We start from the raw sequence: 12706 nt of genomic DNA on the forward strand, positions 1-12706 counted from the left end.
GCTGGCCCCTGAAGGTCGGCGCGGTCATCATCACCATGGGCAACCGGCCGCAGGAGCTGCGCGCCCTGCTCGACTCGGTCGCCAAGCAGGACGGCGACCCGGTCGAGGTGGTGGTCGTCGGCAACGGCGCCCCCGTGCCCGAGGTCCCCGATGGCGTACGCACCGTCGAGCTGCCCGAGAACCTGGGCATCCCCGGCGGTCGCAACGTCGGCATCGAGGCCTTCGGCCCCGGCGGCACCGACGTCGACATCCTTCTCTTCCTCGACGACGACGGCCTCCTGGCCAACACGGACACGGCCCAGCTGTGCCGCGAGGCCTTCGCCGCCGACCCGAAGCTGGGCATCATCAGCTTCCGCATCGCGGACCCGGACACCGGGGAGACCCAGCGCCGCCACGTCCCGCGCCTGCGCGCGGCCGACCCGATGCGCTCCTCCCGGGTGACGACCTTCCTCGGCGGCGCCAACGCCGTCCGTACGCAGGTCATGGCCGAGGTCGGCGGTCTTCCCGACGAGTTCTTCTACGCCCACGAGGAGACCGACCTCGCCTGGCGTGCCCTGAACGCGGGCTGGATGATCGACTACCGCGCCGACATGGTGCTCTTCCACCCGACGACCGCCCCCTCGCGGCACGCGGTCTACCACCGGATGGTCGCGCGCAACCGTGTCTGGCTCGCCCGTCGCAATCTGCCCGCGCTCCTGGTCCCGGTCTACCTCGGCGTGTGGATGCTCCTGACCCTGGCCAGGAAGCCTTCCGGCCCCGCGCTCAAGGCCTGGTTCGGCGGCTTCAAGGAGGGGTGGACGACGCCCTGCGGACCTCGCAAGCCGATGAGGTGGCGTACGGTGTGGCGCCTGACCCGACTGGGCCGACCTCCTGTCATCTGAGAAGCTCGGGTCTGAGAACATCTGGGCCATACCCCGGTCCCTGGCCCACGCCTACGCCCGACCGGCTGCGCATCTGAAGACGAAAGTTTCCACTCGTGAGTGAGACAACGCATGACGGCGGAGTCGCGGTGACCTCGCCTCCGTCGCCCGATGACGGGCTCTCCCGGGCCGATCTCGCCGCCAAGTACGGTCTGACCGTCAGCGGCGCACGGCCCGGACTTTTCGAGTACGTCAACCAGCTCTGGGGACGGCGCCACTTCATCCTCGCCTTCTCGCAGGCGAAGCTGACCGCCCAGTACAGCCAGGCCAAGCTCGGCCAGCTGTGGCAGGTGGCGACGCCGCTCCTCAACGCCGCGGTCTACTTCTTCATCTTCGGACTGCTGCTCGGCGCCCGGGACGGCATTCCGCACCACATCTACGTGCCGTTCCTGGTCACCGGTGTCTTCGTCTTCACGTTCACGCAGAGCTCGGTCATGGCGGGCGTGCGGGCGATCTCCGGCAACCTCGGCCTGGTCAGGGCCCTGCATTTCCCACGGGCCTCGCTGCCGATCTCCTTCGCGCTCCAGCAGCTCCAGCAGCTGCTGTTCTCGATGATCGTGCTGGTCATCATCATGTGCGCGTTCGGGATCTTCCCCGCCCTGTCCTGGTTCCTGGTCCTGCCGGCGCTGCTGCTGCAGTTCGTCTTCAACATGGGCCTGGCGCTGATCTTCGCCCGGATGGGCAGCAAGACGCCCGACCTGGCGCAGCTGATGCCGTTCGTGATGCGGACCTGGATGTACGCATCGGGCGTGATGTTCAGCATCCCCGCCATGCTCGCGACCAAGGAGAGCGTGCCCAGCTGGATCGGGGACGTGCTCCAGTGGAACCCGGCCGCCGTCTACATGGACCTGATCCGCTACGCCATGATCGACGACTACGGCAAGGAGTACCTGCCGGAGCACGTGTGGTTCATCGCCGCCGGCTGGGCGGTCCTGTTCGGCGTAGTCGGCTTCGTGTACTTCTGGAAGGCTGAGGAGCGTTACGGCCGTGGCTGATGAGACCCCCCTTGACAAGGCCGACAAGATCGACAGGACGCACATCCCCACCGTCATCGCCGACGAGCTGCACATCGTCTACCGCGTGAACGGCGCCAAGACCGGCAAGGGCAGCGCCACCTCCGCCCTGAGCCGCATCCTCAGGCGCGGCGAGGAGCGCGGCGTACGCAAGGTGCACGCCGTGCGCGGCGTCAGCTTCACCTCCTACCGCGGCGAGGCCATCGGCCTGATCGGCTCGAACGGCTCCGGCAAGTCGACCCTGCTCCGTGCCATCGCGGGCCTGCTGCCCGCCGAGAAGGGCAAGGTCTACACCGACGGCCAGCCCTCGCTGCTCGGCGTGAACGCGGCCCTGATGAACGACCTCACGGGCGAGCGCAACGTCATACTCGGCGGGCTCGCGATGGGCATGACGCGCGAGCAGATCAAGGAGCGCTACCAGGAGATCGTCGACTTCTCGGGCATCAACGAGAAGGGCGACTTCATCACCCTGCCGATGCGCACGTACTCGTCGGGCATGGCGGCCCGCCTGCGTTTCTCCATCGCGGCCGCCAAGGACCACGACGTACTGATGATCGACGAGGCGCTCGCGACGGGCGACCGCAAGTTCCAGAAGCGCTCCGAGGCCCGCATCCGCGAGCTGCGCAAGGAGGCCGGCACGGTCTTCCTCGTCAGTCACAACAACAAGTCCATCCGTGACACCTGTGACCGCGTGCTGTGGCTGGAACGCGGAGAGCTGCGCATGGACGGGCCGACCGACGAGGTCATAAAGGAGTACGAGAAGTTCACGGGCAAATAGCCCCGCCGTACCCCCGAATGCACCAGGGCCCCGCCGGAGTCAACCCGGCGGGGCCCTGTCGCGTCCTGAGTCCCGACAGCCCCGGTGGTTACCTCAAGTCCCTTGCGCCCAGGGAAGATTGATGTCAATCGGTGTGTTGTTGTGATGCGCGGAACACCCCGACGATGCAGGCTGCGTTGTACAACGTAAGCTGTACCGGTGCTGATTCGCGGCAAGTGGGGCGATTTCGCGCGGCGCCCCGGGGCATGGCACGGTCCACCTCGCGGAGGGCCGGGCGGCGTGTCCGAAATAGGATGTATTGGGTCGGCAGTGTAGAACGGGAGATGTGACGGCAATGGCTACGGATGATCTCCATCTGCGCGACGCATCCGCCGTCCTCGCGAAGGCCGCGGACGAGAACTTCCCCGTGGCGCCTTTCTTTCTGGCCCGCGCCTGGCGCGACGACCTCATGGCCGTGTACGGCTACGCCCGCCTCGTCGACGACATCGGCGACGGCGACCTGGCCCCCGGCGGCGCCGACGCCCGCCACCTCGGTGTGGACCCCGAGGCCGCCGACGACCGGCTCGCCCTCCTGGATGCCTTCGAGGCCGACCTGCACCGGGTCTTCGACGCCACGCCGAGGCACCCGCTGATGCGCGCGCTCCAGCCCACCGTTCGGCGCTGCGGTCTCACCCCCGAACCCTTCCTCGGCCTGATCGCGGCCAACCGCCAGGATCAGCTCGTCGCACGCTACGAGACGTACGACGACCTCCTCGCCTACTGCGAACTGTCCGCGAACCCCGTGGGCCGGCTCGTGCTCGGCATCACGGGCACCGCGACGCCGGAGCGGATCCGCCGCTCGGACGCGGTGTGCACCGGCCTCCAGATCGTCGAGCACCTGCAGGACGTGGCGGAGGACCTTGGACAGGGACGCATCTACCTGCCCGCCGAGGACATGAAGCGATTCCATGTCCAGGAGCGGGATCTCGCCGCGCCGACAGCAGGCGCATCGGTGCGCGCGCTGGTTGCATATGAAGCAGAACGCGCCCGCTGCCTCCTGAATGAAGGCACCCCCCTGGTGGGTAGCGTCCACGGCAGGCTGAAGGTGCTGCTTGCAGGTTTCGTGGCTGGGGGGAGGGCGGCGGTCTCCGCGATCGCCGCCGCCGGATACGACGTACTTCCTGGACCGCCGAAGCCCACCAGACCGCGTTTGCTGCGCGAGGTGGGGGCGGTCCTGCGAGGAGAGGGGTGAGCCGGACCGTGGAGTCAGGCCCGAACGTGTCCGCGCCGGTACTCGCCGCATACAGCTACTGCGAGGCCGTCACCGGACAGCAGGCACGCAATTTCGCGTACGGCATCAGGCTGCTGCCGATGCCCAAGCGCCGCGCCATGTCGGCGCTCTACGCCCTCTCTCGGCGCGTGGACGACATCGGCGACGGCGCGCTCGCCCCTGACGTCAAGGCCGAGCGCCTCGACGAGACCCGGGCCCTCCTCGCCCGGATCCGCGCGGGGAACGTGGACGAGGACGACACCGACCCCGTGGCGGTCGCGCTCGCGCACGCCGCGGACCACTTCCCCATCCCGCTCGGCGGGCTCGACGAACTGATCGACGGGGTCCTGATGGACGTCCGCGGTGAGACGTACGAGACGTGGGAGGACCTGAAGGTCTACTGCCGGTGTGTGGCGGGGGCCATCGGGCGGCTCTCCCTGGGCGTGTTCGGCACCGAGCGGGGGGCGCTCCATGCCGAGCGCGCGCCGGAGTATGCCGACACGCTCGGTCTCGCGCTCCAATTGACCAACATCCTGCGTGACGTGCGCGAGGACGCGGAGGGCGGCCGTACGTATCTGCCCGCCGACGACCTCGCCAAGTTCGGCTGCTCCGCCGGGTTCTCGGGTTCCGAGCCGCCCGCCGGTTCCGACTTCGCCGGGCTCGTGCACTTCGAGGTGCGCAGGGCGCGGGCGCTGTTCGCCGAGGGGTACCGGCTCCTTCCCATGCTCGACCGGCGCAGCGGGGCCTGCGTCGCCGCCATGGCGGGCATCTACCGGCGCCTCCTCGACCGCATCGAGCGGGAGCCCGAGGCGGTCCTGCGCGGCCGCGTCTCGCTGCCCGGCCGCGAAAAGGCATACGTCGCCGTGCGCGGTCTCTCCGGTCTCGATGCGCGCACCATCTCCCGACAGACTGTCAGGAGGCGTACTTGATGGGCATCCACGGCGAATGCGGCGAACGTAGGGCATCTCCCTGCAACCGGCGGGCAACCCTCCGCCGGGCCCTGGCGTCCCAGACTGCAACCGCCGAGGGGAAAAGCGCATGAGCGACGACGACACGCGGTCGGCCACGGAGGCCGACGGCAAGGTGGGCCGCGGGGCCGCCGTGGTGGTCGGCGGCGGTCTCGCCGGCATCACCGCGGCGCTGTCCCTCGCCGACGCGGGGCTGCGTGTGACGCTGCTCGAAGGGCGACCGCGCCTCGGCGGGCTCGCCTTCTCCTTCAAACGCGGCGATCTGACCGTCGACAACGGCCAGCACGTCTACTTGCGCTGCTGCACCGCCTACCGCTGGTTCCTCGACCGCGTCGACGGTGCTGCCCTGGCGCCCCTGCAGGAACGTCTCGACGTGCCCGTACTCGACGCCGACCGGAACCGACTCGGACGTCTGCGCCGCACCGCGCTGCCCGTGCCGCTGCACCTTGCGGCGAGCCTTGCCACGTACCCGCATCTGTCGCTCGCGGAGCGCGCCAACGTGGGCCGCGCCGCACTCGCCCTCAAGGGACTCGACCCGACCGACCCCAAACTGGACTGCCAGGACTTCGGCAGCTGGCTCGCCGAGCACGGTCAGTCGGCGCGCGCCATCGAGGCGCTGTGGGACCTGGTCGGCGTGGCCACGCTGAACGCCGTCGCGGGGGACTCCTCCCTTGGGCTCGCCGCGATGGTCTTCAAGACCGGGCTGCTCTCGCAGCCGGGCGCCGCCGACATCGGCTGGGCCCACGTGCCCCTCGGTGATCTCCATGACACGCTCGCCCGCAAGGCGCTCGACTCCGCGGGCGTGCGAACCGAACTGAGGACACGCGTCACCTCCATCTCCCGTACGGAGAACGGGGGTTGGCAGGTCGAAGTTCCCGGCGAGACGATCCAGGCGGAGACGGTCGTGCTCGCCGTGCCGCAGCACGAGACCCACGATCTGCTCCCGGACGGCGCCCTGGACGAGCCCGACCGGCTGCTCGACATCGACACCGCGCCGATCCTCAACATCCACGTCGTGTACGACCGCAAGGTGCTCAAGCGGCCGTTCTTCGCGGCCATCGGCTCGCCGGTCCAGTGGGTCTTCGACCGGACCGACGCCTCCGGGCTCACCGAGGGGCAGTACGTCGCGCTGTCCCAGTCCGCCGCCCAGGACGAGATCGACGCGCCCGTCGCCGCGCTGCGCGAGCGCTATCTGCCGGAGCTGGAGCGGCTGCTGCCCGCCGCGCACGGCGCGGAGGTACGGGACTTCTTCGTGACCCGGGAGCGCACGGCGACGTTCGCGCCGACTCCTGGTGTGGGCCGGCTGCGGCCCGGTGCGCGCACCAAGGCTCCAGGCCTGTATCTGGCCGGGGCGTGGACCGCCACGGGGTGGCCCGCGACCATGGAGAGCGCCGTGCGCAGTGGCATCGGTGCCGCCGGGGCCGCTCTCTCCGCTCTCGACCGCCCACGTGATCACCTTTTCGACGTCGAGGAGGCCGCGTGAAGCCAGGCCCTGTCTCCCCGATCCCTGCGGGCCCGCGACGCCTGGCACGCACTCTCGCCGCACCGGCCGAGCCCCCAAGTACGTCCAGTACGAGGGGCCACGGCCGGCACGCCGAGAGCACGCACCAGACGCCGCAGGCTGATCCGCAGGGATCGGGGAGACAGGACCTGGCCCTCCTGGGGTCAGGTCCCCAGGAAAACAGCACCGGAACAACCAGTACCGGAACAAGAGGAGAGACTGTGCCGACTGTGCCCTCGGCCGAATCGGCTGCCGACACGGTGGACGTGACCTCACTGCTCGAGCGCGGAAGGACGCTGGCGACCCCGGTGCTGCGGTCCGCCGTGGACCGCCTCGCACCACCCATGGACACCGTCGCCGCCTACCACTTCGGCTGGATCGACGCCGAGGGCAACCCGTCGGACGGCGACGGCGGCAAGGCCGTGCGCCCCGCGCTCGCCCTGCTCTCCGCGGAGGCGGCGGGGGCCGCGCCGGAAGTCGGCGTACCCGGAGCTGTCGCCGTCGAACTGGTGCACAACTTCTCGCTGCTGCACGACGACCTCATGGACGGCGACGAGCAGCGCAGGCACCGCGACACGGTGTGGAAGGTGCACGGCCCGGCCCAGGCCATCCTCGTCGGCGACGCCCTCTTCGCGCTCGCCAACGAGATCCTCCTGGAGATCGGCACCGTCGAGGCGGGCCGCGCCACGCGCCGCCTGACCACCGCGTCCCGCGCCCTGATCGACGGCCAGGCGCAGGACATCTCCTACGAGCACCGCGAGCGGGTCACCGTCGAGGAGTGCCTGGAGATGGAGGGCAACAAGACCGGCGCCCTGCTCGCCTGCGCGGTCTCCATCGGCGCGGTACTCGGCGGCGCCGACGACCACACCGCCGACGTCCTGGAGAAGTACGGCTACCACCTCGGCCTCGCCTTCCAGGCCGTGGACGATCTGCTCGGCATCTGGGGCGACCCGGAGTCCACCGGCAAGCAGACCTGGAGCGACCTCCGCCAGCGCAAGAAGTCCCTGCCGGTGGTGGCCGCGCTCGCCGCGGGCGGGCCCGCCTCCGAGCAGCTCGGCGAGCTGCTCGCGGCCGACGCCAAGAGCAACGACTTCGACAGCTTCTCCGAGGAGGAGTTCGCCGCACGCGCCGCCCTGATCGAGCAGGCGGGCGGCCGCGAATGGACCGCCGAGGAGGCCCGGCGCCAGCACACCATCGCCATCGAGGCCCTGGACACCATCGAGATGCCGGAGCGGGTTCGGGCGCAGCTCGTCGCGCTCGCCGACTTCGTCGTCGTACGAAAGAGATGATCACTATCGGGCAGATATAGCGCTCGCAGTCGCCGGCCGGCGCCCAGCGCGTCGGCCGACGGCGGACCCACAGCAGAGAAGACGACTGCACGAAGGGGAAGCCATGACAGCGACGACCGACGGAAGCACCGGAGCGGTGACGCCCCGCGCAACCTCGGCCAGCCAGCCACTCGACCACGCCGCCGCGACAGCAGGGCCACATGACGCCGCCGCGCGCGCCATACAACGCTCCACCGAGTTCCTGCTCCGACAGCAGGACGCCCAGGGCTGGTGGAAGGGCGACCTCGAGACGAACGTGACGATGGACGCCGAGGACCTGCTGCTCCGTCAGTTCCTGGGAATCCGGGACGAGAAGACCACCCGCGCCGCCGCGCTCTTCATCCGCGGCGAGCAGCGCGAGGACGGCACCTGGGCCACCTTCTTCGGCGGCCCAGGCGAACTCTCCACCACCATCGAGGCGTACGTCGCGCTGCGCCTCGCGGGCGACGCCCCCGACGACCCGCACATGGCGAGGGCCTCCGCCTGGATCCGCGGCCAGGGCGGCATCGCCGAGAGCCGCGTCTTCACCCGCATCTGGCTCGCCCTGTTCGGCTGGTGGAAGTGGGACGACCTGCCCGAACTCCCGCCGGAGCTCCTCTACTTCCCCAAGTGGCTGCCCCTCAACATCTACGACTTCGGGTGCTGGGCCCGGCAGACGATCGTGCCGCTCACGGTCGTCTCCGCCAAGCGCCCCGTCCGTCCCGCGCCCTTCCCGCTGGACGAGCTGCACAGCGACGCGCGCGTCCCGAACCCGGACAAGCCCCTGGCCCCGATGGGGAGTTGGGACGGCGTCTTCCAGCGTCTCGACAAAGCGCTGCACGTCTACCACAAGGTCGCCCCGCGCAAGCTGCGCAAGGCCGCGATGAACAGTGCCGCTCGCTGGATCATCGAACGCCAGGAGAACGACGGCTGCTGGGGCGGCATCCAGCCGCCCGCCGTCTACTCCGTGATCGCGCTGCATCTGCTCGGCTACGACCTGGAACACCCGGTCCTCAAGGCAGGCCTGGCCTCGCTCGACCGGTTCGCGGTGTGGCGCGAGGACGGTGCACGGATGATCGAGGCGTGTCAGTCGCCGGTCTGGGACACCTGCCTGGCGACCATCGCCCTCGCCGACGCGGGCGTGCCCGCCGACCACCCGCAGCTCATCAAGGCCGCGGACTGGATGCTCGCCGAGGAGATCGCGCGGCCCGGCGACTGGTCCGTACGCAGGCCACAACTCGCCCCCGGTGGCTGGGCGTTCGAGTTCCACAACGACAACTACCCCGACATCGACGACACCGCCGAGGTCATCCTGGCCCTGCGCCGCGTCGACCACCCGGACCGCGCCCGCATGGAGAACGCGATCAGTCGCGGAGTGCGCTGGACCCTGGGCATGCAGTCCAAGAACAACGCCTGGGCCGCCTTCGACGCCGACAACACCAGCCCGTTCCCCAACCGGCTGCCGTTCTGCGACTTCGGAGAAGTCATCGACCCGCCGTCGGCTGACGTCACCGGGCACGTCGTCGAGATGCTCGCCATCGAGGGCAAGGCACACGACCCGCGCACCCGGCGCGGCATCGAGTGGCTGCTCGCCGAGCAGGAGCCGGACGGTTCCTGGCTCGGCCGCTGGGGCGTCAACTACGTATACGGGACAGGGTCCGTGGTGCCCGCGCTCATCGCGGCGGGCCTGCCGGGATCACACCCGGCGCTGCGCCGCGCCGTCACCTGGGTGGAGTCGGTGCAGAACGACGACGGAGGCTGGGGCGAGGATCTGCGCTCCTACCGTTACGAGGAATGGCGGGGCCACGGCGTCTCCACCGCCTCGCAGACCGCCTGGGCGCTGCTCGCACTGCTCGCCGCCGGGGATCGGAACTCCAAGGCCGTGGAGCGTGGCGTCGCCTGGCTCGCCGAGACGCAGCGGGACGACGGCTCCTGGGACGAGCCGTACTTCACCGGCACCGGCTTCCCCTGGGACTTCTCCATCAACTACCACCTCTACCGACAGGTGTTCCCGCTCACCGCCCTCGGTCGGTACGTCAACGGGGAGCCGTTCGCCGGCCTCTCCGTCAAGGGGGGTTGATGGCGAGGACCCCGGCCGCGCCGGACCCCGCACCGCTGCTGATCGCCTGCGCGCTCGGCATCGAGCACCTCGCCCTGCGCACGGGCGACCGCGGGAGCGCGCACGGGCGGGCCACCCTGCTCCGTACGGGCATGGGCCCCAAGAACGCCGAGCGCGCCGTCACCGGCGCCCTCGGCAAGGAACCGCTGCGCCACGCCGCCGTCGTGGCCACCGGTTTCTGCGCCGGGCTCGCCCCCGGCATGCACCCCGGCGACCTGATCGTCGCCGACGAGACCCGCGACGCACATGGCCACACGCCCTGCGTCGGCACCGACCTGCTGGTCAAGGAGCTGGAGCGGGCCCTTCCCGGCCGCACCGTGCACACCGGCCCGCTCACCGGATCCGACCATGTCGTCCGAGAGCACGAACGTGCCGGCCTGCTCGCCACGGGAGCCATCGCGGTGGACATGGAGTCCGCCGTGACCCTGCACAGCGCCCTGCGGGCGGGAGACCGTCCTGTTGCCGCCGTCCGGGTGGTCGTGGACGCCCCACAGCACGAACTCGTCCGCATCGGCACGGTGCGCGGTGGAATATCAGCTTTCCGTGTTCTTCGCGCCGTGCTTCCCGCATTTTTCGAATGGCACCGTTCTTCTTTGCTCCCTCGGAGGTGAGCCAGATGGCCATGCCGCTGCGCCAGACCATCAAGGTCGCGACGTATCTCTTTGAACAAAAGCTCCGCAAGCGCGAGAAGTTTCCGCTGATCGTCGAGTTGGAGCCGCTCTTCGCGTGCAATCTCGCGTGCGAGGGATGCGGGAAGATCCAGCATCCTGCCGGTGTGCTCAAGCAGCGCATGCCGGTGGCCCAGGCCGTGGGCGCCGTCCTTGAGTCCGGTGCGCCGATGGTGTCCATCGCCGGTGGCGAGCCGCTGATGCACCCTCACATGGACGAGATCGTGCGGCAGTTGGTGGCCAGGAAGAAGTACGTCTTCCTCTGCACCAACGCCATGCTGCTGCGCAAGAAGCTGGACAAGTTCACTCCGTCCCCGTACTTCGCGTTCGCCGTGCACATCGACGGGATGCGGGAGCGGCACGACGAGTCCGTCGCGAAGGAGGGCGTGTTCGACGAGGCGGTGGCAGCGATCAAGGAAGCCAAGAAGCGCGGCTTCCGGGTCACCACCAACTCGACCTTCTTCAGCAACGACACCCCGCAGAACATCATCGAGGTCCTCAACTACCTCAACGACGAGTTGCAGGTCGACGAGATGATGCTGTCGCCTGCCTACGCCTACGAGAAGGCGCCGGACCAGGAGCACTTCCTGGGCGTCGAGCAGACCCGCGAGCTCTTCAAGAAGGCCTTCGCGGGCGGCAACAGGCGGCGCTGGCGCCTGAACCACTCGCCGCTGTTCCTCGACTTCCTGGAGGGCAAGGCGGACTTCCCGTGCACCGCGTGGGCGATCCCGAACTACTCGCTCTTCGGCTGGCAGCGCCCCTGCTACCTGATGAGCGACGGGTACGTCCCGACGTACAAGGAACTCGTCGAGGAGACCGACTGGAGCAAGTACGGCCGCGGCAAGGACCCGCGGTGCGCCAACTGCATGGCGCACTGCGGCTACGAGCCGACCGCCGTCCTGGCCACCATGGGCTCCCTGAAGGAGTCTCTCCGTGCCGCCCGCGAGACGGTCTCCGCGAACCGCGCGGGGTGACGTCATGACCCCTGGAACGCCTGTCGCACTGGGCCTTCCTGAGCTGCCGGTCCGGCCGGTCGCGGAGCGTCGCCTCTCGCGGCGCATCGAGGTCGGGCCGGTGGCCGTGGGGGGCGGCGCGCCGGTGTCGGTGCAGTCGATGACGACGACGCGTACGTCCGACATCGGTGCGACGCTGCAGCAGATCGCCGAACTCACCGCGTCCGGCTGCCAGATCGTGCGGGTGGCCTGTCCGACGCAGGACGACGCGGACGCCCTCGCGACGATCGCGCGCAAGTCGCAGATCCCGGTGATCGCGGACATCCACTTCCAGCCGAAGTATGTGTTCGCGGCGATCGACGCCGGGTGTGCGGCGGTGCGGGTGAATCCGGGCAACATCAAGCAGTTCGACGACAAGGTGCGCGAGATCGCCCGAGCCGCGTCGGCGGCGGGCACCCCGATCCGGATCGGGGTGAACGCGGGCTCGTTGGACGCGCGTCTTCTCCAGAAGTACGGCAAGACCACCCCCGAGGCTCTGGTCGAGTCGGCCCTGTGGGAGGCGTCGCTCTTCGAGGAGCACGGCTTCCGGGACATCAAGATCTCGGTCAAGCACAACGACCCGGTGGTCATGGTCAGCGCCTACCGGCAACTGGCCGCGGCCTGCGACTATCCGCTGCACCTCGGCGTCACGGAGGCCGGTCCCGCGTTCCAGGGCACGATCAAGTCGGCGGTCGCCTTCGGGGCACTGCTGAGTGAGGGCATCGGCGACACCATCCGGGTCTCGCTGTCCGCGCCGCCCGCCGAGGAGGTCAAGGTAGGCATCCAGATCCTGGAGTCGTTGAACCTCAAGCCGCGCCGCCTGGAGATCGTCTCCTGCCCGTCCTGCGGGCGGGCCCAGGTCGACGTGTACAAGCTGGCCGACGAGGTCACCGCGGGCCTGGACGGCATGGAAGTGCCGCTGCGTGTCGCCGTCATGGGGTGTGTCGTGAACGGGCCGGGGGAGGCCCGTGAGGCGGATCTCGGCGTCGCGTCCGGCAACGGCAAGGGGCAGATCTTCGTCAAGGGCGAGGTCATCAAGACCGTCCCCGAGTCGAAGATCGTGGAGACCCTCATCGAAGAGGCGCTGAAGATCGCCGAACAGATGCAGGACGACGGCGTCACCTCAGGGGTGCCGGACGTCACCGTGAGCTGAGTTCCACCAGAGCTGAGTTCCACCAGAGAGGGGGCCGA

At 69.6% G+C, this 12706-nt stretch carries 11 protein-coding genes; all 11 read left to right on the plus strand.

All coding sequences use genetic code 11. The features are described 5' to 3' along the window. Positions 1 to 8: 8 nt before the first annotated feature. The 11 genes from ACZ5U5_RS34490 (at position 9) to ispG (ending at position 12668) form a co-directional block, all read left to right on the plus strand. Positions 9 to 881, plus strand: coding sequence for a glycosyltransferase family 2 protein (locus ACZ5U5_RS34490; protein ID WP_469029839.1), 873 nt, complete (start codon positions 9 to 11; stop codon positions 879 to 881). A gap of 95 nt (positions 882 to 976) precedes the next feature. Then, positions 977 to 1915, plus strand: a complete 939-nt coding sequence (locus tag ACZ5U5_RS34495) for an ABC transporter permease (RefSeq protein ID WP_469029670.1) — start codon at positions 977 to 979, stop codon at positions 1913 to 1915. Next, positions 1908 to 2711, plus strand: coding sequence for an ABC transporter ATP-binding protein (locus ACZ5U5_RS34500; protein WP_469029673.1), 804 nt, complete (start codon positions 1908 to 1910; stop codon positions 2709 to 2711). Before ACZ5U5_RS34495 ends, ACZ5U5_RS34500 begins: the two co-directional genes overlap by 8 nt. Before the next feature lie 334 nt (positions 2712 to 3045). Then, positions 3046 to 3942, plus strand: coding sequence for a squalene synthase HpnC (gene hpnC, locus ACZ5U5_RS34505; protein WP_469029675.1), 897 nt, complete (start codon positions 3046 to 3048; stop codon positions 3940 to 3942). Continuing rightward, a complete protein-coding gene (gene hpnD, locus ACZ5U5_RS34510; protein WP_469029678.1) occupies positions 3939 to 4889 on the plus strand; it encodes a presqualene diphosphate synthase HpnD in 951 nt (316 codons plus the stop codon). The genes hpnC and hpnD overlap by 4 nt, the downstream gene beginning before the upstream one ends. Before the next feature lie 109 nt (positions 4890 to 4998). Next, entirely contained in the window at positions 4999 to 6411 is a 1413-nt protein-coding gene (hpnE, locus tag ACZ5U5_RS34515; protein WP_469029681.1) for a hydroxysqualene dehydroxylase HpnE, read from the plus strand. 248 nt (positions 6412 to 6659) lie between these two features. Beyond that, on the plus strand, positions 6660 to 7718 hold the full coding sequence (locus ACZ5U5_RS34520; RefSeq protein ID WP_469029841.1) for a polyprenyl synthetase family protein: 1059 nt from the start codon (positions 6660 to 6662) through the stop codon (positions 7716 to 7718). A 103-nt stretch (positions 7719 to 7821) separates the two neighbouring features. Continuing rightward, positions 7822 to 9816: a squalene--hopene cyclase gene (gene shc, locus ACZ5U5_RS34525; protein ID WP_469029683.1), complete on the plus strand. Its 1995-nt coding sequence runs from the start codon at positions 7822 to 7824 to the stop codon at positions 9814 to 9816. After that, positions 9816 to 10466 (plus strand): phosphorylase family protein, encoded by a 651-nt coding sequence (locus tag ACZ5U5_RS34530; RefSeq protein WP_469029686.1) that lies wholly within the window; start codon positions 9816 to 9818, stop codon positions 10464 to 10466. The genes shc and ACZ5U5_RS34530 overlap by 1 nt, the downstream gene beginning before the upstream one ends. A 5-nt stretch (positions 10467 to 10471) precedes the next feature. Further along, positions 10472 to 11497, plus strand: a complete 1026-nt coding sequence (hpnH, locus tag ACZ5U5_RS34535) for an adenosyl-hopene transferase HpnH (RefSeq protein ID WP_469029688.1) — start codon at positions 10472 to 10474, stop codon at positions 11495 to 11497. A gap of 4 nt (positions 11498 to 11501) precedes the next feature. Beyond that, positions 11502 to 12668, plus strand: a complete 1167-nt coding sequence (ispG, locus tag ACZ5U5_RS34540) for a flavodoxin-dependent (E)-4-hydroxy-3-methylbut-2-enyl-diphosphate synthase (RefSeq protein ID WP_469029692.1) — start codon at positions 11502 to 11504, stop codon at positions 12666 to 12668. Positions 12669 to 12706 lie beyond the last annotated feature (38 nt).

The sequence above is a fragment of the Streptomyces sp. NPDC033177 genome, from assembly GCF_055577715.1.

Excerpts from the sequence above, each read along its gene's own strand:
- hpnC (WP_469029675.1), top strand. The coding sequence starts at position 3,046 with ATGGCTACGGATGATCTCCATCTGCGCGACGCATCCGCCGTCCTCGCG.
- hpnE (WP_469029681.1), top strand. The coding sequence starts at position 4,999 with ATGAGCGACGACGACACGCGGTCGGCCACGGAGGCCGACGGCAAGGTG.
- shc (WP_469029683.1), top strand. The coding sequence starts at position 7,822 with ATGACAGCGACGACCGACGGAAGCACCGGAGCGGTGACGCCCCGCGCA.
- ACZ5U5_RS34530 (WP_469029686.1), top strand. The coding sequence starts at position 9,816 with ATGGCGAGGACCCCGGCCGCGCCGGACCCCGCACCGCTGCTGATCGCC.
- hpnH (WP_469029688.1), top strand. The coding sequence starts at position 10,472 with ATGGCCATGCCGCTGCGCCAGACCATCAAGGTCGCGACGTATCTCTTT.
- ispG (WP_469029692.1), top strand. The coding sequence starts at position 11,502 with ATGACCCCTGGAACGCCTGTCGCACTGGGCCTTCCTGAGCTGCCGGTC.